Source organism: Streptomyces vastus, assembly GCF_039532825.1.
GTDB lineage: Bacteria > Actinomycetota > Actinomycetes > Streptomycetales > Streptomycetaceae > Streptomyces > Streptomyces vastus.
Window position 1 is genome coordinate 54,400 of the sequence record NZ_BAAASJ010000033.1, and the last position, 21,213, is coordinate 75,612.

The window sequence follows — 21,213 nt, forward strand, 5'->3', positions numbered from 1 at the left end:
CCCGGCTGGTGTTGATCGTGTAGGACCTGCTGGTCCGCAGGGCCGCAGGCGACGTGAGCCAGGAATCCCCTTGCCTTCAGCTTGGGGAGGGTTCAAGGCCGTACCTCCTCGATCAGTGGTCGCTCCATGGGGAGTCGTCACTGTTGCTGCGCCCCTTCCTTTGCGAGGGGGCGTTCACCCTCCGGGCCGAGCTGACGCGGGGCGACGTCCGGTACGGCGCCGGGCTCCTCCGGAAGCGGCCCGCCCGCCGGACCCTCCGCGAGCACCCAGGTGTCCTTGGAGCCGCCGCCCTGGCTGGAGTTGACGATGAGGTTGCCCTCCTGGAGCGCTACCCGGGTCAGGCCTCCGGGCAGTACCCACACCTCACTGCCGTCGTTCACGGCGAAAGGCCGCAGATCGATGTGGCGCGGCGCCATCCGGTCGCCCGCGAGGGTGGGCGAGGTGGACAGGGCGACGGGACGCTGGGCGATCCAGCCGCGCGGATCGGCGATGACCTCTTTGCGTACGCGATCCAGCGTGGCCTTGTCCGCGTGCGGACCGATCACGATGCCCTGCCCGCCCGCCCCGTCGACCGGCTTCACGACCAGCTGGTCGAGCTGGTCGAGTACGGCCTCCAACTGCCCTGGTTCCTCGGGGCGAAACGATTCGACATTGGGGATGACCGGTTCCTCGGCGAGGTAGTACCGGATGAGATCGGGGACGTACGTATAGAGCAGCTTGTCGTCCGCGATGCCGTTGCCCACGGCGTTCGCAAGCGTGATGTTCCCCGCCTGGGCCGCGCTCATGATGCCCGGGCAGCCGATCACCGAGTCGGGGCGGAAGTGGAGCGGGTCGAGGAAGTCGTCGTCGAGCCGCCGGTATACGACATGGACCGGCATCTCGCCGCGCGTCGTCCGCATCCAGACGCGGTTTCCGCGGCACACGAGATCGTGACCCTCGACGAGTTGCACGCCCATCAGCCGGGCCAGCAGGGCGTGCTCGAAGTAGGCGGCGTTGCTCGGGCCGGGCGTGAGGACGACGACACGCGGGTCGCCGACCCCGTCGGGCGCCGCCGCGCGCAGCGCCGCGAACAGGCGCTGCCCGTAGCCGTCGACCGGGCACACATGCTGCTCGGCGAAGAGGGAGGGGAAGATCCGGGTCATCGCGCGCCGGTTCTCGATGACGTACGAGACCCCGGACGGCACCCGTACGTTGTCTTCCAGGACGCGGAAGTCGCCGGCCTCGTCGCGTACGAGATCGATGCCGGCGACATGGATGCGTACCCCGCCCGGCGGCTCCACGCCGTGCGCGGCTCTGTGGAAGTGCCCGGAGTTGAGGAGGAGTCTCCAGGGCACCACCCCGTCCTCGAAGGCCCGGCACGCCCCGTACGCGTCGGCGAGGTAGGCCTCAAGGGCCCTGACCCGTTGTGCGACCCCGCGCTGGATCAGATCCCATTCGAGGGCGTCGAGGACCCGGGGCACCAGGTCCAGCGGCCAGGGTCTTTCCTCGCCCGCGAAGGCGTAGGTCACGCCGCGGTCCGTGAACGCGCGGGCCATCTGGTCGGCCTTGAACCGGAGTTCGGCCGGTTCCATCGGTTGAAGTGCTGCCAGCACCGGCTCATAGGCGGTCCTGACCTCACCCGGCCGCTCAAACATCTCGTCCCACGCGTCGGCCAACGCGTATGCGTCAAATATGTCCGCCATGGCCTGACGGTAGGTGCGGCAGGTAACGGGGTGATCACTTGGTGATTTCGGGCAGCTCACGGGAGTGATCGCGGGGCGTGGGGTAGGCGCGGGGACGTGACGGATGGGGAGTGCCCGGCCGGGCCGACGGTGCCGTTCGGAATCTCATGGAAAGTGGGGCCCACTGCGCTGACGGCTGTAGGGACCCGTAATAAGCACATCTATAACAGGTCCACTCCTCATTGAAGTCTTAAGTGCTGCACCCCCGCCTACGGTCGCGAGTTCATTCCGGCGACACCCCATCAAGTAGCGCTTCGCCGGAGGTTGTCGAGCAGAGCGGCGAGGCCCTGCGGGGCGGTGGTGAGTACGGTGCCGGGGTCGTCGCTCTCGCGGAGGCGGATCGTTCCGTCGGAGGAGGTGGCGAGGTATATGCAGTTCGCTTGGTCCTCGCTGAACGACGACTTCTGCCAGGCCGGTTCGTGCATGATCAGGCCTCCTGAAGGCTGTAGAGCAGGTGTTGCACCAGGGTCAGGGAATCGCGCGACTCGTGTGCAACCGCGGGTACCGCGGGGTCCAGAGGCGGCAGGGATGCCGAGCGAAGACGGTCGAAACGCGCCTGGTACTTCACGAGCGCCTCGCTTTCATGGATGTAGAGCGAGCCCGCCGGGTTCTCGACGAGGACCGTCTGCAGGGCCGACTTGTGGGATTCGGTGAGCAGAAACGGGGTGCTGAAGGCCGGCAGCCCCTCGGCCGTGAAAGGCAGCACCTGGATCGTGACGTTCGGCAGTTCCGCCATGCGAATCAGATGCAGCAGCTGCCTGCGCATGACAGTCGCGCCGCCGAACCGTACGTGCAGGGCAGCCTCGTGGATCACGGCGTGCAGGGAGGGGGGTTCCGCCTGTAGCAGGACCTGTTGCCGGTTCATGCGGAACTGAACCGCCTTGTCCAAGTCCTCGTGCGGGCGCTCGCTGGACCGGAAGATGGAGCGCGTGTACTCCTGCGTCTGCAGGATGCCCGGGATGAACAGGGACTCGTACGAGAAGAGAGCGTCGGCCGCCGCTTCGAGTTCCGCCAGATCCAGAACGGGTTGACTCAGCGTGCGGCGGTACTCGGTCCACCAACCCTTCCCGTTGTCCTCACTCATCGCGACCAAGGCCTCGATCAAGGGTTCCCGTGTGCACCCATATGCGTGGCAAAGGGTACGCAGCTTGTCCGTCGGGATTGCCGTCCGGCCTGCCTCGACGTGCCCGAGGTGAGCGCGGCCCATGCCGATGAACTCCCCGCCCTCCGTCACGGAGTGGCCGGACTCCTCGCGCAGCTTGCGCAACTCTGCGCCGAGGCGCCGCTGTCGCTCTGTCGTGCTGGTGCGAAGTGCCAACGTGGTTCCTTTTCCGGTGGGTTGGCGCCAGTCTGCCCCGCTCGGGCTGTGTGGTCCACCGCTATCCAGCGAATAGGTTGCACGCGGTAACCCGTATTCGCTACTTTGAGTGCGGTGGTGGCGACGCTCCGAAATCGTAGCCGGAGTCGTTCAACTCCCCCTGCCCACCGGCGAAAGCGCATCCGAACCGCCATCCAGTCGGACCCGGACACTGCCATCGCGGGCTCCAACGTCTCCCGCCAATCCACCCGCACCCTTCCGACAGGAGCCGATGTCCCATGGATGCCGCCCGCCGGGCGCCGCACAGGCCCGTCCAACTCTCGTACGACTACAGCCTCTTCGCCCCCGCCGATATCACTGACCCCAAGGTCTGCCGCGACTTCGTACGCGCGGTCCTCCTCACCCTCGACCGCGAACCCCTCGTCCTGCCGGCCACCCTCTGCACCTCGGAGCTGGTCACCAACGTTCATCTGCACACGAAGGGCACCACGATGCTCCGTGTCCAGCTCACACCGGCCCGGCTCCGGGTGAGCGTGTACGACGAGAGCCACGACGCCCCAGTCGCGCCCGCAGCCGGGGCGACTGCCTGCTGGGGCAGAGGCCTCGCCCTCGTTGCCGGGGTTGCGGAGGCGTGGGGCGTAGCGACGGACCGGGCGGGTCGGTACGCGAAGGGCGTTTGGTTCGAGCTGGGGGAGGCGGCAGCTGGCGGCCCGAGCCATCCTCACCGCATCGGGTGACGCAGGGGCCTTTCCCCTGGCCGCCCCCATCGCCGTACCTACCGTGATCGCGTTGCTTGTGCCTCTAGTACGCCAAGCCCACACTTGAGGAGGAGGTGCCGCCATGACCGCTCTTGCGCACGAGAGGCCCGAGACCATGCCTGAGATCAGGACCGAGTCCGTGTCCCCCGCCGAGAACGGCCCCGAACTGGACGAGGTCCTGTGGCAGGCATGGAAGGCCATGGAACTCCCCGAGGGCTACCGCGCTGAGATCATCGAGGGAGCCATCGAGGTGTCGCCCACCGCCCGCCGTTCGCACGGCCTGATCACCAACCGTGTGCGAAGGGCCCTGGACAGGTTCCTGGACGGCGGCGAGTACGCCTGTCACCAGGATGTGAATGTGATCTACAAGCGCAAGGCATGGATTCCGGATGCCTTCGTCGCGCCGGAGGACACCGAGCAGTGCGGTGACGAGGACGACCTCGGAGTCACGGCCGAGTCCGTGTGCCTGATCGTCGAAGTCGTCTCGCCGGGCAGCCGCAACCGAGACCGGGACCGAGTGCGGAAGCGCCGGGAGTACGCCCGCGCCGGCATCCCCGTCTACGTCCTCATCGACGACTTCGATGACCAGGGCTCCGTCACCTTGTTCACCGGGCCACGCCCCGACAAGGCCGACTGGGACGACATCCACCGCGTCCTCTACGGCACCGAAGTAACCATTCCCGAGGGTCCTGCCAAGGGCTTCGTGATCGGCGTGGCGATCACTGGACCCAGGCGGGGCTGAGAGGGTCGGGCAGTCGATGGAGGCGTACGGCGTGATCCACCCATGGCCGAGATCGTGGTGATGTCAGATCCGAGGATTGCCGCGATAGCCGTCGTGGACTGCGGAGAGTGGCTGCTCGATGTGCGCCTCAGCGCTCTCCAAGGAAAGCTTCATTTGAAGCGCTTGCGAGCGTGCGGTCTTTCAGGCGCCTTGGAAGCGCATGTCATTGGCCCTGCCTCGCCGAGGAACTTCTGGATCCGGTGCGGAGTGGCCCGCTCGGCCATCGTCCAGCCGTTCTTGCAGCCCAGGTCCGACAGCAGCCCCTCGATGAGATCGGCGAACACCTCCCGCGACTCTGGCCGGGCGAACAGATGCCCCAACCCGCCCGTCAAAGCGCCCAGTTCCTCCGCCCAGTCCCCGACGCGCTCCACACTCACATTCATCAGCATGACCGGACAACGGTCAGCACCGACCACCAGTCACATGATCTGAGGCTGTAGTACTGGGGCCGGTGAGCCGGACGGGGGAAATTGGGTGCTTGAGATGGCAAAGGATCCCGTACGGACATCGATTCAGAACTCTTCAGCGTCTCGCCAATCTAGGAAACCCTTGCTGTCAACGTAAGGGTGCCACTCACCCCAGATTTCGAAGCGTCCGGCGTGCAAGGCGTTCACGGTGGCTTCCAAGAGATGAGCTAGCGACATGAATGCTGAGTTATCGTCGAAGGAAGCGCCACTGTCCACTCCGAACTTACCGACTCTACCAAGGGTTTCACCCTCCGTCTGGCTGAGGAAGAGCAGGTCACCGCCCTCGTTGTAGCAGAAGGGGATCCAGCCGGGGCTCCAAAACGGATGTTCGCCTGGCATCAGGGCGGGAAATTGGTTCGGGCGTTCACGATGTCGTTCTCGGAGCTCTTTAGCCCGACGCTCATCCGCCTTCACCATTTCTTTGTATTCGTACTCAATTTGTCGAATGCTGCTGAAACGATAAAAGACAGGAAGGGTGCATTCCTCTGATCCGTTGTGCCGCAGCAGAGATTCTCTCAGCGCGTCCGGGCATTCCATTTGAATTCCGCGCTCAAGTGCTTCGAGTTCCTCGTTACTAGCTGGATCGGGAAGTGAAGCGTAGGTTGCGGGCGCTCGACTCTGCAGCCACGTCTCGATGCTGTACCAGGCGTCAGAAATGGTCATGGCAGCATCGTGGCGTACTGGCTCCCGCCCCGCAAGGGAGGGGGGCCAGGCACGCGCCTACCGCCACTCGGGTCCATCCGACCTCGCAGAGGGGATGCTGTCCAGGACTGCCGGCCCGTGCAGCTTCCCTTCCGGTTAATTCAGCTATTGGCGATGAGTCGGCTCCCGAACTCCGTGTGCATGGCACCTCGTTTGACGGGCGCCATGCACACGAGCGGCTTAGATTACGGGCAGGGTGTACCTGCCTTCATTGCGAAGGTTCCAGCTATTGGAGGCTCCTTGGGGCGGCATGGCGATGCTGCCGCGTTACTGGAACCACCTGCCGAGTAGGACAGCTTGGCTTGCGATCTGAGTGTTCCGGTGGATACCAGTTTGAAGGAAACAAAGCGCGGTCTGTAGATGGTGGGGTCTCGGAAGTGAGCACCCTCCGTCGAAACTCTGGTGTCAAAGTTGTTGACGTTGTAGGACAACGTCCAACGGTCTCCGGACGATAGGGACGGATGCGCATGTGCATTATATGAGAAACATCTTCCGTCTTCGCATGTCCCGTAAGGGCCTGGCTCCGGCATCTGATATACCACGTCATGACCCACCCATGAGGCGAATGGCCCGTAAGGGTCGCAGCCATGCCACATCCTGATCTTTCCGCTGAACGCCTCGGTGCTGTCCTGGCTGACCAGAATGAAGTTTCCCTTATGCGGGGTGACGCTGTACTCGTTGGCGATACCGTTCGTCAAATCGTTGCCTTCGGTCTCGCCGTACATCCACGCACTTTTTTCGGCGTTGAGGTACTGCCACTTGCTGGAGTCGGCAATGTTGCTTCCCTTGACGCGAGCCACTCTCATCTTCTTGTTGTTCGTTGTGCTGCACTCCGGGACGAACCGAAGCTGCCGACTCATATTAGGGGGAGGCGTTGATATCCTCGCCTGGTCGAGCATGACCCAAATGCGAACCTTCCGATCCTCCGTTGCGCTCGACCCTTGATTCCCCATCCCCATCATGGACATTCGGAAGGAGACGGATCCCACCGTCTTACAGCCGGGGTCGCACCGTACATCGTCGACGGTAAGAAGCCCGACTTTGCACCATGTGAAGTGAGTGAGAGTCTCCTCGCCGCCGGTATCGGGGGCGACTGCATCCCAGCATTCGCTCATATTAACCGCGTCCGCGGCTTGGGTTCTTTCAGGCAGCGTCTTCACGTAGTCGGTACGACGCTGCGCTTCTGCCGGGCTCTCCGGACTCACATTCCTCTGCTTCCCCGCCCTAGGTTGAGGGAATGGAGTACCTTCCAGGGTGGTGAATCTGGTTTTGGTGAATTCGCGTGAGTCGTCTGCCGCGGCACTCGCCGGAAGTGACGCCAATGTCAATGCGATGACCACGATCAATCTTGCGATCCATCGGTATCTGCGCAAAATCATTCCCCTCATTCGGGCAGGCCGAACTGCCCGTGGGTGCGACGTGAAAGGGGCGTCAACTGGGTTGGCCGCCCTGTGACTGCCACTTGCCTGTGCGTGGGGGGAATGGTGGCTCAGCTGCCGAGGCAGCCGATGGATGCGGAATAAACCGTGCCAATTCGCGGCGCGGGAGGGCCTGCCGACCCAAGTACTACAAGCTCAAGATCTGAGGCTGTAGTACTTGGTCGCATTTCCCTTGCGCCCACGATCGCACCGTTGACTGCTCGGATACACCCTCATCTTGTTGCATGAGGAGGGGGTGCATACTCTAACTATCGTCTCAATAGGGTTATATGGGTCATCGCGGTGTGGCCCGTAGTGCATGGAGTTACAGCTGGAGGAGCAGCTGAGCCCGGGTCTCCTCTGTGGCCCCCTCGCGGCTATGGACAGTGCCGTCGACTGATGAGTGTGTACGGGACTGGGCAATCCTCAATCTTGCAGGTCAGATGCATTCCTTGCCTACGTCATCACCTGCGGACGGCAGTCCGCGTGGAAGCGCGGGATGAATCAGTCCATAGCCCATGCGCTATCAAACTGTGGGGCACCCATCGGGTCGGTATTCGGCCAAGGTCGCTCAGGGTGCCTTGGTAGCCGAGGGAAGCGGTTCCATCATGCGCTGAGGGTGCGTGCCGCTCCGGCCATCAGCTTGTTGCAACCAGCCAGCCGTAGGGGTGGACAAATGCGGATCTAGTGTGTCGATAGGGAGCGCGGGTGCGGTCGAGCCGTGTTGCGGAGGCCGGGTCTGCCGCGCATAGTTGCGCTCCGAAGAGGCTGGAACCGGGGGTTGGGGAGATGGCCGGGCACAGGACGCAGGCGCATCCGCACGGTGCTGACCGTCTGTGCGATGCGGGGGACCGGGTGTACTCCCGGGCCGTGCGGCGTGGCCGGGTGTCCCGTGAGGATGCCGAGACCGTGCCCTGTCTGGTTGAGCTGGCGCTGCTGCATCCCGACCCCGACGACATGCGATACCTGGTGCCGACCTCGCCGCAGGAGGTCATGACGCGGTTGCTGCGGGAGATGCACGCGGACGTCGTTGCGGCGCAGTCGCGTGTGGGTGCGACCGTGTCCGCTTTCGAGTGGTACGCCTCCTTGGGCGGCGACGAGCGGTCGCCTGCCGAGGGAGTGGCGATCCGGGTGCTCGACGGACTGCCCCGGATCCGTGCTGCCATGGACGAGGCGACCGAGGCGTGCACGTCCGAGGTGCTGGCCGTGCAGCCGGGTGGCATCCGTCGCGAGGACGAACTGTCCGAAGGGCTGCACCGGGCGCTCGCGCTGCGCCGGCGGGGCGTACAGATGCGCGACCTGTACACGCACGTCGCCCGGCATGGTCAGGGACTGCTCAACTACATGGAGCTGATGGGCGACGCGGCCGAGGCCCGTACCCTCGACGAGGTCCCTGAGCGGCTCATCGTCTTCGACCGGACGGTCGCCCTGATCCCCGCAAGCCCCGACCGCACGATCGCGCTGGAGCTGCGGCACCCGGCGCTGGTCGACTACCTGGTCACCGTCTTCGAACGGCTCTGGCGCCTCGCGATCCCCCTCACCGCGCCCCTCCCGGACACCGGAATTGAGGGCATCACCCACCGCGAACGCTCCATCGCGGCGCTGCTGGCAGAGGGCCACCAGGACGCGGTGGTCGCGGAGCGACTGGGCATCAGTGTTCGTACCTGCCGGGCCCACATCGCCCGTCTCGCGGAGACCCTGGGCGCCGCCAGCCGCACGCAGCTCGGCGTCCGCATCGCCCAGGTGGGTCTCGACGGCCCTCCGCGCTCCCCGGACCTTCAGCCCCTCATCGCACCCGGCCCCGCTACTCCAGAATCCCCGACTGGCCGATGAGGTAGCCGAGTTGGGCGCGGCTCTCACTGCCGAGGGTTTTGGCGAGTTTGGCTATGTGGACTCGGGTGGTGCGGACGTTCATGCCGAGGCGTTCAGCGATCACGGTGTCTGTGTGGCCTTCGATGAGGAGGCTTGCGATGGCACGTTGGCGGGGGGTGATGCCATCGGGTGACGGGCGCTGGACGGCTTCGGGGTACATGGGGGTGGCCAGGCGCCAGAGGCGGTCGAAGGTGGTGGCGAAGTACTCGACGAGCGCGGGGTGGCCGACTTCCAGGGCGAGGGTGCCGTCCTTGTTTGCGGGGATGAAGGCGACCGCGCGGTCGACGACGATGAGGCGGTCGGTGACCTCGTCGAGCGTACGGGCCTCTGCGTCACCCCTCAGCTCTTCGTAGCGGGCGAGGACGAAGGGCAGGTAGCGCGTCGTGTGCTGGTAGAGGGTGCGTATGCGGCCGCCGCGGTCGAGCAGGGCCTGGTCACGATCCATGACGTCGGCTCGAGGCACCTCGTGCGGATCGCCGTAATTGGCGCGGGGCTGGATGGCGAGGAGTTCCTCGTTCGCGTCGGCCATGGTCTCGGCGATGGCTCGATTGATCCGCTGTCTGCCGCTGAGGATGCTGATCGTCGGGGCCACTGACGTATGACGACCGTCGATCCGCATGAGCGGCTCGAACACCGTGGTCAGCCGGGCCTCGCGCCGCCGTTCATCCGCGATGCGTTCCTCGGAGGTCCGCAGTAACCGGTGCAGGGCAACGACTGGGGCGATGGGTTCTAGCCAGCTCGGATCCCCGACTGCCGGGTGCAGCAGTCCGAAGTCGACGAGACAGGGGACTTCGTCGGCGTCCGCGATGCCTACGCGCCCTTCGCGCAGAGCCCGTTCGTACAGCTCTGATCCCGCCGCGCACAGTTCGTCCACGCCGTGGACCGGGTGCGGCGCTGTGGTCACTCCGCTGCTCCCTCCTGTTTGAGAATCCCTGATTCTGCGATGAGGTAGCCGAGTTGGGCGCGGCTTTCGCTGCCCAGGGTCTCGGCGAGTTTGGCGATGTGGACGCGGGTGGTGCGGACGTTCATGCCGAGGCGTGCGGCTATCGCTGTGTCGGTGCGGCCTTCGATGAGGAGACTTGCGATGGCGCGCTGGCGGGGGGTGATGCCATTCAGGGTGGGTTGCCTGGCCGCCTCGGGGTACATGGGCGTGCCCAGGCGCCACAGGCGTTCGAAGGTCGTGACGAAGAAGGTGATCAGGGCCGGGTTGCGGACTTCCAGTGCGAGCGTGCGGTCCTTGTTCGCCGGGATGAACGCCACGGTGCGGTCGATGATGATCGGCCGTTGTGTGACTTCGTCGAGTGTGCGCGCTTCGACGTCGCCTTTGAGTAATTCGTAGCGGGCGATCACCGGGGGCGAGTGGCGGACGGTGTGCTGGTAGAGGGTGCGGATTCGGGCACCCCGGTCCAGCAGTGCCTGGTCACGGTCTATGGCGGCCAGGGTTTTGGAGGGTCGGCCGATGTGGGGCTGGATGGCGAGGAGTTCCTCGTGCCCGTCGGCCATGGCCTGCGTGATGGCCAGGTTGATCCGCTGTTTGTCACTGTGGATGCTGATCGTTGGGGTTTCCGCTGCTGCCGTATGACGGCCGTCGATCCGCATGAGCGGTGCGAACGCTTCGGCCAGGCGTGCCTCGCGCTGTCGCTGCCGTGCGATGTCCTCAGCAGTGGTGTGCAGAAGCCGAGGGAGGGCTATGGCAGGGGCGACGGGACGCAGCCAGAGGATGTCCTGGAGGTCCGGCTCAAGCAGGCAGGAGTCGATCAGACAGGGGACGGGGTCCGCATCCTGATGGGGAACACCGCCCTCGCGCAGCGCGCGGGCATACAGCTCCAGGCCTGCCTGGCATGGCTCGTCGGCTCTGTGTCCGTGCGGCCCGGTGGTCACCTGTGACTCTCTTCCCTCGGCAATCAGTGATCCTGGTCCAGAATCCCCGACTGCGCTATGAGGAAGCCGAGTTGGGCTCGGCTGCCGCTGCCCAGAGCCGTGGCGAGCTTGGCTATGTGGGCTCGGCAGGTGCGTACGTTCATGCCGAGGCGCCTGGCTATCGCCTCGTCGACGTAGCCCTCGATGAGCAGCTTCGCTATGGAGTGCTGGATGTCGGTGATGCCGTCGGGGGCGGTTTCGTAGGGGGCGTTGGCATCCAGGGGGACTGAACGGGCCCACATGAATTCGAAGACCTTGATCAGGTAGCGGACGAGTCCGGGTTGACGGAGTTCGAGGGCGACCTGCCCGTCGTCGCGCGTGGGGATGAAGGCGACGGTCTCGTCGCAGATGATGAGTCGCTCGACGAGTTCGTCGATGGTGCGGTACTCCACCTTGCCGCTGGAGAACTGGGCCACGTAGGCCAGTGTCTCGGGGCTGTGGCGGGCCGTGTGCTGGTAGAGCGTCCGGATGCGGCAACCCCGTTCGATCAACGGCCTGTCGCGCTCCAGCGCTTGAGTGAGGGTGTGCTCGAGACGGCGGCGGCTCGGCTGGACCGTGAGCATCTCGGACTGGCACTGGGCCGTGGCCAGATCGAGTGCCGCATTGATCCGCTCTATGCCCTCCAGCACCGTGATCGAGTGAGTGGTCGACGTCGCCTGGGCGCTGAGGGCCATGAACGGCTCGAAAGCGTCGGCGAGCTCGATCGACAGCTGCCTTCGCTTGCTGATCTCGCGCTCTATGGGGTGCAGCCGCTGAGCCAGGGCGATCGACGGGGGCACCGGGCGCAGCCAGTTCGCATCGTCGGGGTCGGGGTGAAGCAGCGTGAATTCCATCAGACAGGGAGCGGACTCCACGTCCGCGCGGGCGATGCGTCCCGTACGCAGAGCGTTCCCATAGAGACGGCGACCCTCCTCGCACAGCTCAGTCACCGCATGAGGATGTGTCTGCTTAGTCTCGCTTGTCCCCAAATCTCCACCCCCCAGGGTCCTGAACGTGCAGGAACATGATGCATCCATTCGGTGGCCATGACGTGCCTGAATGCGCCATCGTCGTAATCGACGGGGGAGAGGTGACCTTCAAATGAGGACGAAGCCGACTATGCATAAGAGAATGCTTCGCTCGGCGCTTGCCGCCGCCTTCTCCGCCGTTGTGGCCTTCGGGGTGCTGAGTGGCCTCGACGGTACCAAGGTTGATGCTAGGGCAGGCGACAGTTCCTGGAGCGTGAATGCCGCGCCTGCCGCCGATCCCGGCGACAGTAGCTGGGTCAGTCCGGCGTCCACCGGCGGCGACGATGACAGCTCCTGGTCCGGAGACGACAGTTCGTGGGCCGTCGAGTCATGACCACCCCACCCGACGACCGCTCCTTCCGCAGAGAAATGGCCACCGCCTACCGCTCCGGCTGGCACTTCATCGACCTGGTCACCGCCATCCCCCACAGTGGCGACTCACTGATGGTGACCGTCTTCGGAGAGCCGGTCGTCGTCACCCGGGACGAGGACGACGACGTGCGGGCGTACCGGTGTCTACGGCGCCCGCGAGGAGCGCCGCAGCCCGTGCGGTGTGCCATCCGGTACGGAATGATCTTTGTGAACCTCGACCAGCGCGACCACCGGCTGGTCGAGCCGGAAGCCCCGGACGTACGAACAATCTCAGCCACCCCCCGCAGTGCCTGACGCGATTCCCCCGTCGTAGTAAATCGCTCAGGTGCTTCCCCCCGCAGCGGCGTCACCGTGACCTGAACACGGTGACGCCGCTGTCGTTTGCGCGGAATCTCCTGGTCTGGGCCTGTTCTGGGCGCTGTGAAGCGCGGCTGATTCCCGTCGCTCTTCCGTCGCCGCGCGCACCGGCCTTCTTGACCGGCCTCCCGTACCGCCTTGAGTGGAATAGACTCAACTTTGTGTACGTTGCTGAAGTCAGCGTTGAGTGACGACCGAACGACGGCTGACGACGGCTGATACGCAAGGAGGAGACAGCGGACGTGGACGCCGAGCTGACCAACAGGAGCCGGGACGCGATCAACGCGGCCAGCAATCGGGCCGTGTCCGAGGGGCACCCGGATCTCACCCCCGCGCACTTGCTGCTGGCGCTGCTCGAGGGGCAGGAGAACGAGAACATCACCGACCTGCTGGCCGCGGTGGAGGCGGACCAGGCGGCCGTACGGACCGGCGCCGAGCGCGTACTGAGCGCGCTGCCCAGCGTCACCGGCTCGACCGTCGCGCCGCCGCAGCCCAACCGCGAGCTGCTCGCCGTCATCGCCGATGCCACGGAGCGGGCCAAGGAGCTGGGCGACGAGTACCTCTCCACGGAGCACCTGCTCATCGGCATCGCCGCGAAGGGCGGCCAGACGGGCGACGTACTCTCCCAGCAGGGCGCCAGTGCGAAGAAGCTGCTGGAGGCCTTCCAGGAAGCGAGGGGAGGGCGCCGCGTGACCACACCGGATCCCGAGGGCCAGTACAAGGCACTCGAGAAGTTCGGCACCGACTTCACGGCCGCCGCGCGTGAGGGAAAGCTCGACCCGGTCATCGGGCGGGACCAGGAGATCCGGCGCGTCGTGCAGGTGCTGTCCCGGCGTACGAAGAACAACCCCGTCCTCATCGGCGAGCCCGGCGTCGGCAAGACCGCCGTCGTCGAAGGGCTGGCCCAGCGCATCGTCAAGGGCGATGTGCCCGAGTCCCTGAGGAACAAGCGGCTGGTCGCGCTGGACCTGGGCGCGATGGTGGCGGGCGCCAAGTACCGCGGTGAGTTCGAGGAGCGGCTGAAGACCGTGCTCGCGGAGATCAAGGAGTCCGACGGGCAGATCATCACGTTCATCGACGAGCTGCACACCGTCGTGGGCGCGGGCGCCGGCGGAGACTCCGCCATGGACGCGGGCAACATGCTCAAGCCCATGCTCGCGCGCGGTGAGCTGCGCATGGTCGGTGCCACGACCCTCGACGAGTACCGCGAGCGCATCGAGAAGGACGCGGCGCTGGAGCGGCGCTTCCAGCAGGTGCTGGTCGCCGAGCCGACCGTCGAGGACTCGATCGCGATCCTGCGCGGACTCAAGGGGCGGTACGAGGCCCATCACAAGGTGGTGATCGCGGACAGCGCGCTGGTCGCCGCGGCCACCCTCTCCGACCGGTACATCACCTCCCGCTTCCTGCCCGACAAGGCGATCGACCTCGTCGACGAGGCCGCCTCCCGGCTTCGTATGGAGATCGACTCGTCTCCCGTCGAGATCGACGAACTCCAGCGCGCCGTCGACCGGTTGCGGATGGAGGAGCTCGCCCTCAGCAAGGAGACCGACCCCGCCTCCCGCGAGCGCCTGGAGAAGCTGCGCCGCGACCTCGCCGACAAGGAGGAGGAGCTGCGCGGCCTCACCGCCCGCTGGGAGAAGGAGAAGCAGTCCCTCAACCGGGTCGGTGAGCTGAAGGAGAAGCTCGACGAACTGCGCGGGCAGGCCGAACGCGCCCAGCGCGACGGCGACTTCGACACCGCCTCCAAGCTGCTGTACGGCGAGATCCCCGCCGTGGAAAGGGACTTGGAGGCAGCTTCTGAGGAAGAGGAGGAGGCGTCGAAGTCCGACACGATGGTGAAGGAGGAGGTCGGCGCGGACGACATCGCGGACGTCGTCGCCGCGTGGACCGGTATCCCCTCCGGGCGGCTCATGGAGGGTGAGACGCAGAAACTGCTGCGCATGGAGGAGGAGTTGGGGCGCCGGCTGATCGGCCAGACCGAGGCCGTACGGGCCGTCTCGGATGCCGTACGCCGCACGCGTGCGGGTATCTCGGACCCCGACCGTCCCACCGGATCCTTCCTCTTCCTCGGCCCGACGGGTGTCGGCAAGACCGAACTGGCCAAGGCGCTCGCGGACTTCCTCTTCGACGACGAGCGGGCGATGGTCCGTATCGACATGTCGGAGTACAGCGAGAAGCACAGCGTGGCGCGGCTGGTCGGCGCCCCGCCCGGCTACGTCGGCTACGAGGAGGGCGGCCAGCTGACCGAGGCCGTGCGCCGCCGCCCGTACAGCGTGGTGCTCCTGGACGAGGTCGAGAAGGCGCACGCAGAGGTCTTCGACATTCTGCTCCAGGTGCTCGACGACGGACGCCTCACAGACGGACAGGGCCGCACGGTCGACTTCCGCAACGCGATCCTGATCCTCACCTCGAACCTGGGCAGCCAGTTCCTGGTCGACCCGACCATCACCGAGGCGGAGAAGAAGGAGCAGGTCCTTGAAGTGGTCCGCGCCTCCTTCAAGCCGGAGTTCCTGAACCGCCTCGACGACCTGGTCGTCTTCTCGGCCCTGACGAAGCCCGAACTGGAACGCATCGCCAGGCTCCAGATCGACCGCCTCACCAAGCGCCTCGCCGAACGCCGCCTCACCCTCGAGGTCACCGACGAGGCCCTGACCTGGCTCGCGGACGAGGGCATGGACCCGGCCTACGGCGCCCGCCCTCTCCGCCGCCTCGTCCAGACCGCGATCGGCGACCGCCTCGCCAAGGAGATCCTCGCGGGCGAGGTGAAGGACGGCGACACGGTACGGGTGGACTCGTTCGGGGACGGGTTGATCGTGGGGCCGGCGACGGGCAAGACGCTGTAATACGTTTTGCGATACGCTGTCTCCATGGGCACATTGAACGTCCGCACGGACGACGCCATGGAGACAGCTATAAGGACACTGGCGGAGGAGTACGGCTCGCGTACGGAAGCGGTGCGTTACGCGCTTCTGCACACGTACAAGGAGAAGCTGATCGAGCAGGCGAAGGCTGACGCCGAGCGCCTGGCCAACGACCCGGACGACCAGGCGGAGATGCTCGCCATCCAGCGGTACATGGGTGTCGCCGAGTGATCTTCCGGGGGGCGATCTACGAGATCAAGGCCGCGCCCGATGCGCGGGGCCACGAGCAGCAGGGGCGGCGCTGTGCGGTCGTCATCCAGTCCGACCGCTTCTCGACGAGCACGGTAACGGTCGCGCTCACGTCGGCGAGCGCCGGTCCCGCTGTGTACCGCCCGGAGATAGAACTCGACGGGAAGTCGACACGCATCCTGACCGACCAGATCCACTCGGTCACGCCCGAGCGACTCGGCCACTTCAAAGGCTCTCTTGATGCCGACGAGCTGGTGGACGTCGACCGGGCCCTCATGCTCAAGCTCGGCCTGTTCTGAGCGCAGACCGCAGGAGCAGGGCTCATTCGGCCACATTCCCAAGCCCTTCGCCTGGGGCGGTTGCCGGTCACGGGGCAAGAGAGAGAGGGTGGGCTGTGTACGTCTGGTCTCAGCTATGGCCGGACGAGCCAGACGAGCACAGGAGTGTCCAAGTATGTCCATCGACCCGTCCTCGATTCCGAACTTCGGGGGCCAGCCCGAGCCAGAGCCGCAGAGCGGCGGACCGGCGGGCCCCGTCGTCCCGGATCAGGACCTCGTGAAGCAGCTCCTGGACCAGATGGAGCTGAAGTACGTCGTCGACGACGAGGGTGACCTCGCTGCGCCGTGGGAGCAGTTCCGTACGTACTTCATGTTCCGTGGCGAGGGGGACCAGCAGGTCTTCTCGGTCCGGACGTTCTACGACCGGCCGCACAAGATCGACGAGAAGCCCCAGCTCCTCGAGTCGATCGACGACTGGAACCGGCGCACGCTGTGGCCCAAGGTCTACAGCCACACGCACGACGACGGCACCGTCCGCCTCATCGGCGAGGCGCAGATGCTGATCGGTACCGGTGTCAGCCTGGAGCACTTCGTGTCCTCGACGGTCAGCTGGGTGCGGGCCGCCATCGAGTTCGACAAGTGGCTTGTCGAGCAGCTCGGCCTCGAGCAGGAGGTAAACGACGCCGAGAAGCCCGAGGACGACGCGGAGTAGCCTCCGCGTTCTGCCCGGGGCCTCGGCCCCGTATGCGTACGAGAGCCCGGTCAGGGGCGCGACCAGCAAGGTCGCGCGCCTGACCGGGCTTTTCGCTGCCGCCTTGACGGGGGCGCGGTACAGCACCGGACTTCGGCAAAGCCGCAGCTCACTACTGCCGCAGCTTGAGCAGTCGCTCCGCAGTCGGCCTGCAGCACCTCCGTGCGCTTGCAGCCGGTGAAGACATGAGCACGGCGCTTAACGCACTCACTTCGTGGAGGGCAGACCCACAAGCGCCACGCTCCCTGTAGGGGCATCCCGCCTCGCAGGCCGGGTCTTCACCCGGATGCAAGGGGGTTCCGTGAGCGTTCCGACGTTCCGGCCGATGACCGTGCCGTTCAAGTCCCGATCTGGCGATCCTTCGCGAGGACGCCCGCCGGGAAGGCAAGCGCTACAGCTTCGAAGACGTCCTGCCGATCTCCGAGGTCGTCTCGACCTCCTCCGCACGTAAGGACTACGACGACTGCACCGCGAAGTAGGGCCGCTACGGCATCCCGATCTACCTGGTTGTGGACCCTTACGCCCAGGAAGTCGTCCTCCACACCCAGCCGACCGCCACCGGTTACATCGCGGCGCACACCCACAACCCTCGACCTCGACGAACTCCCGCGCCCGGAGCTCGAGGCGGACGCCCGCTGACGAAGGACTCCCGGTGCGGCCGTGCCGTCGGCACCTCCGTCGTCGGACGTGGCCGGGCCTGGTCGGCGGCGGCCGTGGAGTTCGGCCTGCTGCGCTCGGTCGGGCAGGGGCTTCCGCCCTCCCGCGAGCTTCTCGGCGACCCGGGCGACCAAGCCCGTTCTCGTCCCGATCCGATCGTGCGCGCCCATGGGGACCCGTCGCATGGAACCACCAAGGCACCAGGGAGACTCTGCGTGTTGTAGTCCCTTTGACAAAAGGATGACCCACGCATGATCACGCTCACCAAGGAAGACGGCCCGGCAGACCTGGACGGAGTGACCCACCTGTCCATCGGGGTTTCCTGGGATCCCACGGCTGGCAGCAGTGGCGGGGTGCTGGGCAAGCTGCGCCGCAAGACCGGCACCGACCTCGACCTGATCGCCATCGCCGTGCAGGGCGGGGACCCGGTGCGCCTCGCGGGTCTCGACTCGCTGGACCCCATGGGCAACGGCTCGCTGGTGCACAGCGGCGACAACCAGACCGGACGCGGGGACGGGGACGACGAGACCGTGACCGTCGAGTTCGCCCGGATGCCGCCCAACATCACGTCGATCGTGTTCGTCGCCGCCGCGTACAAGAAGGGCAGTTCCTTCCAGAAGGCGCGCAACATCAGCTTCAAGGTCTACGACGCGACGGGGGGAAGCTCTCAGCAGGTCGCGGACATCTGGCCCAGCCTGCTCACCCAGGACAACGGCTGCGTTGTAGCCAAGGCGATGCGGGTCGGCGAGACGTGGAAGCTCGAAGTGATCAATGTGACGGGGAAGATCAAGCAGGGTGACGAGCATGCTCTGATGCGCTTCGCTGTCAGCAAGTAGTGCGTCCCTGGGGCCGGGCATCCGAGTGGCGCCCAGGCCCCGGGACATGGCCCGTGGCGCTGGCTGCGGGCGGTACGCGACCCCAGCGGCAGCCGAGAGCGTCCGCGCGTTTTCGGTGTTGCGGTACGACGGCAGGCCGACCTCGTGGAGCCATCCCCGGGTGGTTTCATACCGTGCCCAGAGCCGGGCGGTTTCTCTGCGCTGCTCGCGGACTCATGGCTGTGTAGTTCTTCGCTGAGTTCAGACAGTCAGGCGTCGTAGCCGACCGGCCGCCTCGTGGAGAACGTCGTCCCTCTTGCAGAAGGCGAAGCGGACCTGGCTGCGGCCGGCGTCCGGGTCGTCGTAGAAGACGGAGTTGGGGATGGCGACGACGCCGCAGCGCTCGGGCAGGGCGCGGCAGAAAGCGTGGGCGTCCTTCTCGCCGAGGGGAGTGATGTCGGTGGTGATGAAGTACGTGCCCTTGGGCTGGTAGACCTCGAACCCGGCCGCGCGCAGGCCGTCGCCGAGCAGGTCGCGCTTGCGGCGGAGGTCGGTGCGGAAGCTGTCGAAGTACGCGTCCGGCAGGCGCAGCGTTTCGGCGATCGCGTACTGGAAGGGGCCGGCGCTGACGTAGGTCAGGTACTGCTTGGCTGTCCGGACGGCGGTCACGAGTTCCTGGGTACCGGTCACCCAGGCGACACCTCGTTGGCCTACCTGTTCCTCTGTCGTGCGACAGGCCCGGCTGTGGTCTCCGGCACCGGCGGTGGACTGGCCGCAGGGTCTGTTCGGACCGGTCTGCCGGCCGTCCCGACGGGCTCGGTGACGCGGCACTGTCCGTATCCTGACCACACACGGGAAGGAGCCGTCCATGAGCGTCGACGCAATCGCGCACACCGAGTTCCCCAAGGGGTACACGGTCCTGTTCGGGGCCGACGGAAAGGTGATCATGACGCCGCGGAGCTTCGAGCACTCCACCACCATCAGGTCGATGCAGATCGACTCCGCTCTTGCCCTCGGCCGCCACGCGAAGGTCACCTCCGACGTCTACATCGACTTCCCGGCCGACGAGAACTCCGCCCCCGATCTGGCGATCCTTCGCGAAGACGCCCGCCGGGAAGGCAAGCGCTACAGCTTCGAAGACGTCCTGCTGATCTCCGAGGTCGTCTCGACCTCCTCCGCGCGCAAGGACTACGACGACTGCACCGCGAAGTACGGCCGCTACGGCATCCCGATCTACCTGGTCGTGGACCCCTACGCCCAGGAAGTCGTCCTCCACACCCAGCCGACCGCCACCGGTTACATCGCGGCCCACACCCACAAGTACGGCACGGGCAAGCTCCCCATCCCCCTGGCCGACGGCCGCACCTTCACCCTCGACCTCGACGAACTCCCGCGCCCGGAGTCCGAGGCGGAAGGCCGCTGAAGAGGGACTCCCCGCCGGCCAGGCCCGTGCCGTGCCGCGAGCGCGTGCGCGTGCGACGAGTCCGGTTCGCCGCAAGGAGGTCCAAAGCCGCGTTCGCTGCGGGCGACCACCACCACGTGCTGCCCTGAGGTAGCGGGCCCGCTCGTCCTCGGCCGAGTTGCCGGCCCCGGTTCGCCGATAGCGTGGCACGGCAACGACTACTGCTGACAGGTTGGACGGATTTCATGCGGACTCGGTTCGAATCCGAGGCCGAGGATGAGTTCGAGGCGGCGTGCGGGCTGCTGGTCGACCGCCTGGTCCGGTGGGCCGGAGAGCAGGGGCTGCCGGTGGACGGATTCACTGCCGAGACGGCCCTGGACTACCGACACCGGGCGACTGCCGACGGCCGACTGGGGCTGTGGGAGCCGCGCCATGTGGAGGAGCTACTGCTCTCCTGGCTTCCCCGGCAGGTCACCGAGCTTCCCGGGGAGGAACGCGGCGACGCCCCGGGCACCCTGCGCACGCTGCTGCGCTATCTGCACGCCGTGCAGTTGGCGGACCCGCGCGGCCCCCTCACTCCAGGATTCCCTTGCAAGAGCGGCCGCAAGCGGCGCCGCTGACCGGGCAACACCGCCTGCCCCCAGGCGCCGGGTGCGCCGGCACTGGCACGGAGCCGGGCGGAGGGAAACCGATGGGTCCCGGCGTCGTACTCCTCGGTGGCGCGTTACCGTCGGGATCGTGGTTGAGGGATGGGGCGAGGACGGGCTGCGGGCCCTGCGTGGCGCGCTCCACGCGCAGGACGGAGTGGCGTTGCTTGCGGCGTTGCGTCGTGGACCCGTGCGTGAGGTGCTGCAGCTGGCCGGCGATGGTGTGGCCGGGGCCGCGGCGCAGGGCCTGCCGGGGACTGCGGAGATGGCGGCCTTGTTTCTCGGCGCGCTCCAGGAGCGCGGCTTCCGGGGCGATGAGGAGCTGGCGGACCGGTTGCGCGCGGCCACGGGAGACGCGGCGGTGCCCCTCCTGCGCCCGCTCGCGGTCGATCTGGAGATGCTCGCCATGCTGCTGGAAGGCGACCCGGCCGAGTCCGGTGGCCGGATCGATCTGTCCACCGGGGAGTGCTGGCCTGCGTTCACCGATGAGCTGGGGCCTGGGCCCGAGGCTGAGGAGGACGACGATCCCGAGCGATGGCTGTACGTGCCGGCTCTGGGGTCCCGGGCCGGTTACCGGGACATGGAGCTGTTCATCGAAGAGGTCGAGGATGTCGCCCTTACCGACAGGCTGCGGATCGCCATGGGCGGGCGGGGTACCTTCCGGCGCTTCAAGGACGTCCTCGCTGGTGACGAGCGCTCCTGGAGCCGGTACCACCGGTTCCGCGATGAGCGACAGCGCGGACGGGCCCGCGCCTGGCTGGCCGAGGAGGGCTACTGCCCGCACATCACCTTCTTCGTAGAGCCCAGCTCGACTTCGTACCCTTCGGGGCCGGTATGACTCGTTGCTGCCCCTGTCCTGC

At 66.4% G+C, this 21,213-nt stretch carries 21 protein-coding genes and 1 pseudogene; 12 read left to right on the forward strand and 10 right to left on the reverse strand.

All coding sequences use genetic code 11. The features are described 5' to 3' along the window. Positions 1-137: 137 nt before the first annotated feature. The 3 genes from ABD357_RS16775 to ABD357_RS16785 form a co-directional block, all read right to left on the reverse strand. The gene (locus tag ABD357_RS16775; RefSeq protein WP_344390943.1) at positions 138-1,682 is read right to left on the reverse strand and encodes a circularly permuted type 2 ATP-grasp protein; all 1,545 of its coding nucleotides are present in this window, start codon (positions 1,680-1,682) and stop codon (positions 138-140) included. 281 nt (positions 1,683-1,963) lie between these two features. Then, the gene (locus ABD357_RS16780) at positions 1,964-2,146 is read right to left on the reverse strand and encodes a DUF397 domain-containing protein (protein WP_344390945.1); all 183 of its coding nucleotides are present in this window, start codon (positions 2,144-2,146) and stop codon (positions 1,964-1,966) included. Positions 2,147-2,148: 2 nt separating this feature from the next. Then, positions 2,149-3,039 carry a helix-turn-helix domain-containing protein gene (locus ABD357_RS16785; protein WP_344390947.1) on the reverse strand — a complete coding sequence of 297 codons (891 nt, stop codon included), beginning with the start codon at positions 3,037-3,039 and terminating at the stop codon, positions 2,149-2,151. Positions 3,040-3,317: 278 nt separating this feature from the next. Between ABD357_RS16785 and ABD357_RS16790 the strand changes: the two genes are divergently transcribed. After that, positions 3,318-3,776, forward strand: coding sequence for an ATP-binding protein (locus ABD357_RS16790; RefSeq protein ID WP_344390948.1), 459 nt, complete (start codon positions 3,318-3,320; stop codon positions 3,774-3,776). A gap of 103 nt (positions 3,777-3,879) precedes the next feature. Beyond that, positions 3,880-4,539, forward strand: coding sequence for a Uma2 family endonuclease (locus ABD357_RS16795; protein WP_344390949.1), 660 nt, complete (start codon positions 3,880-3,882; stop codon positions 4,537-4,539). Positions 4,540-4,688: 149 nt separating this feature from the next. Here the strand turns inward: ABD357_RS16795 and ABD357_RS16800 are convergent, their stop codons facing one another. The 3 genes from ABD357_RS16800 to ABD357_RS16810 all read right to left on the reverse strand — a co-directional run bounded on the left by ABD357_RS16800 (position 4,689) and on the right by ABD357_RS16810 (position 6,907). After that, positions 4,689-4,994 (reverse strand): hypothetical protein, encoded by a 306-nt coding sequence (locus ABD357_RS16800; RefSeq protein ID WP_344390951.1) that lies wholly within the window; start codon positions 4,992-4,994, stop codon positions 4,689-4,691. Between the two features lie 96 nt (positions 4,995-5,090). Next, positions 5,091-5,708 (reverse strand): SMI1/KNR4 family protein, encoded by a 618-nt coding sequence (locus ABD357_RS16805; protein ID WP_344390953.1) that lies wholly within the window; start codon positions 5,706-5,708, stop codon positions 5,091-5,093. A gap of 224 nt (positions 5,709-5,932) precedes the next feature. Further along, positions 5,933-6,907, reverse strand: a complete 975-nt coding sequence (locus tag ABD357_RS16810) for a hypothetical protein (RefSeq protein ID WP_344390954.1) — start codon at positions 6,905-6,907, stop codon at positions 5,933-5,935. A gap of 1,047 nt (positions 6,908-7,954) precedes the next feature. On the opposite strand from ABD357_RS16810, the gene ABD357_RS16815 reads away from it, so the two are divergent. Next, positions 7,955-8,998 (forward strand): helix-turn-helix transcriptional regulator, encoded by a 1,044-nt coding sequence (locus ABD357_RS16815; RefSeq protein ID WP_344390955.1) that lies wholly within the window; start codon positions 7,955-7,957, stop codon positions 8,996-8,998. On the opposite strand, the gene ABD357_RS16820 is transcribed toward ABD357_RS16815, so the two are convergent. Genes ABD357_RS16820 through ABD357_RS16830 form a run of 3 tightly spaced genes read right to left on the reverse strand, consistent with a single transcriptional unit; the run spans position 8,970 to position 11,886 of the window. Continuing rightward, positions 8,970-9,941 (reverse strand): helix-turn-helix transcriptional regulator, encoded by a 972-nt coding sequence (locus ABD357_RS16820; RefSeq protein ID WP_344390957.1) that lies wholly within the window; start codon positions 9,939-9,941, stop codon positions 8,970-8,972. The two genes, ABD357_RS16815 and ABD357_RS16820, sit on opposite strands and share 29 nt — an antisense overlap. Next, on the reverse strand, positions 9,938-10,918 hold the full coding sequence (locus ABD357_RS16825; protein WP_344390959.1) for a helix-turn-helix transcriptional regulator: 981 nt from the start codon (positions 10,916-10,918) through the stop codon (positions 9,938-9,940). Before ABD357_RS16825 ends, ABD357_RS16820 begins: the two co-directional genes overlap by 4 nt. A gap of 23 nt (positions 10,919-10,941) precedes the next feature. Next, complete coding sequence (locus ABD357_RS16830) at positions 10,942-11,886, reverse strand: helix-turn-helix transcriptional regulator (protein WP_344390961.1); 945 nt, start codon at positions 11,884-11,886, stop codon at positions 10,942-10,944. 408 nt (positions 11,887-12,294) lie between these two features. Here ABD357_RS16830 and ABD357_RS16835 point away from each other — a divergent pair, with 408 nt between their 5' ends. From ABD357_RS16835 to ABD357_RS16860, 6 genes are all read left to right on the forward strand, one after another. Continuing rightward, a complete protein-coding gene (locus tag ABD357_RS16835) occupies positions 12,295-12,630 on the forward strand; it encodes a Rieske (2Fe-2S) protein (RefSeq protein WP_119101612.1) in 336 nt (111 codons plus the stop codon). A gap of 305 nt (positions 12,631-12,935) precedes the next feature. Then, a complete protein-coding gene (gene clpB, locus ABD357_RS16840) occupies positions 12,936-15,536 on the forward strand; it encodes an ATP-dependent chaperone ClpB (protein ID WP_344390963.1) in 2,601 nt (866 codons plus the stop codon). Between the two features lie 24 nt (positions 15,537-15,560). Continuing rightward, positions 15,561-15,785 carry a hypothetical protein gene (locus ABD357_RS16845; protein WP_344390964.1) on the forward strand — a complete coding sequence of 75 codons (225 nt, stop codon included), beginning with the start codon at positions 15,561-15,563 and terminating at the stop codon, positions 15,783-15,785. Then, positions 15,782-16,102: a type II toxin-antitoxin system PemK/MazF family toxin gene (locus ABD357_RS16850; protein WP_344390965.1), complete on the forward strand. Its 321-nt coding sequence runs from the start codon at positions 15,782-15,784 to the stop codon at positions 16,100-16,102. The genes ABD357_RS16845 and ABD357_RS16850 overlap by 4 nt, the downstream gene beginning before the upstream one ends. Positions 16,103-16,256: 154 nt before the next feature. Next, complete coding sequence (locus ABD357_RS16855; protein WP_344390968.1) at positions 16,257-16,793, forward strand: YbjN domain-containing protein; 537 nt, start codon at positions 16,257-16,259, stop codon at positions 16,791-16,793. 947 nt (positions 16,794-17,740) lie between these two features. Continuing rightward, a complete protein-coding gene (locus ABD357_RS16860) occupies positions 17,741-18,325 on the forward strand; it encodes a TerD family protein (protein WP_344390970.1) in 585 nt (194 codons plus the stop codon). Between the two features lie 240 nt (positions 18,326-18,565). On the opposite strand, the pseudogene ABD357_RS16865 reads toward ABD357_RS16860, so the two are convergent. After that, positions 18,566-19,003, reverse strand: a pseudogene (locus ABD357_RS16865) (aminotransferase class I/II-fold pyridoxal phosphate-dependent enzyme); the annotation flags it as partial. Positions 19,004-19,172: 169 nt separating this feature from the next. On the opposite strand from ABD357_RS16865, the gene ABD357_RS16870 reads away from it, so the two are divergent. The 3 genes from ABD357_RS16870 to ABD357_RS16880 all read left to right on the forward strand — a co-directional run bounded on the left by ABD357_RS16870 (position 19,173) and on the right by ABD357_RS16880 (position 21,191). Further along, positions 19,173-19,727 carry a Uma2 family endonuclease gene (locus ABD357_RS16870; RefSeq protein WP_344390973.1) on the forward strand — a complete coding sequence of 185 codons (555 nt, stop codon included), beginning with the start codon at positions 19,173-19,175 and terminating at the stop codon, positions 19,725-19,727. Positions 19,728-19,951: 224 nt separating this feature from the next. Beyond that, positions 19,952-20,326 (forward strand): hypothetical protein, encoded by a 375-nt coding sequence (locus tag ABD357_RS16875; protein ID WP_344390974.1) that lies wholly within the window; start codon positions 19,952-19,954, stop codon positions 20,324-20,326. Between the two features lie 118 nt (positions 20,327-20,444). Further along, complete coding sequence (locus ABD357_RS16880; RefSeq protein WP_344390975.1) at positions 20,445-21,191, forward strand: UPF0158 family protein; 747 nt, start codon at positions 20,445-20,447, stop codon at positions 21,189-21,191. Positions 21,192-21,213: the final 22 nt, after the last annotated feature.

What these genes read in the sequence shown, in the direction of transcription:
- ABD357_RS16775 (WP_344390943.1), bottom strand. Translation starts at nt 1,682, where the DNA reads ATGGCGGACATATTTGACGCATACGCGTTGGCCGACGCGTGGGACGAG.
- ABD357_RS16780 (WP_344390945.1), bottom strand. Translation starts at nt 2,146, where the DNA reads ATGCACGAACCGGCCTGGCAGAAGTCGTCGTTCAGCGAGGACCAAGCG.
- ABD357_RS16790 (WP_344390948.1), top strand. Translation starts at nt 3,318, where the DNA reads ATGGATGCCGCCCGCCGGGCGCCGCACAGGCCCGTCCAACTCTCGTAC.
- ABD357_RS16795 (WP_344390949.1), top strand. Translation starts at nt 3,880, where the DNA reads ATGACCGCTCTTGCGCACGAGAGGCCCGAGACCATGCCTGAGATCAGG.
- ABD357_RS16805 (WP_344390953.1), bottom strand. Translation starts at nt 5,708, where the DNA reads ATGACCATTTCTGACGCCTGGTACAGCATCGAGACGTGGCTGCAGAGT.
- ABD357_RS16815 (WP_344390955.1), top strand. Translation starts at nt 7,955, where the DNA reads ATGGCCGGGCACAGGACGCAGGCGCATCCGCACGGTGCTGACCGTCTG.
- ABD357_RS16835 (WP_119101612.1), top strand. Translation starts at nt 12,295, where the DNA reads ATGACCACCCCACCCGACGACCGCTCCTTCCGCAGAGAAATGGCCACC.
- ABD357_RS16845 (WP_344390964.1), top strand. Translation starts at nt 15,561, where the DNA reads ATGGGCACATTGAACGTCCGCACGGACGACGCCATGGAGACAGCTATA.
- ABD357_RS16855 (WP_344390968.1), top strand. Translation starts at nt 16,257, where the DNA reads ATGTCCATCGACCCGTCCTCGATTCCGAACTTCGGGGGCCAGCCCGAG.
- ABD357_RS16860 (WP_344390970.1), top strand. Translation starts at nt 17,741, where the DNA reads ATGATCACGCTCACCAAGGAAGACGGCCCGGCAGACCTGGACGGAGTG.
- ABD357_RS16870 (WP_344390973.1), top strand. Translation starts at nt 19,173, where the DNA reads ATGAGCGTCGACGCAATCGCGCACACCGAGTTCCCCAAGGGGTACACG.
- ABD357_RS16875 (WP_344390974.1), top strand. Translation starts at nt 19,952, where the DNA reads ATGCGGACTCGGTTCGAATCCGAGGCCGAGGATGAGTTCGAGGCGGCG.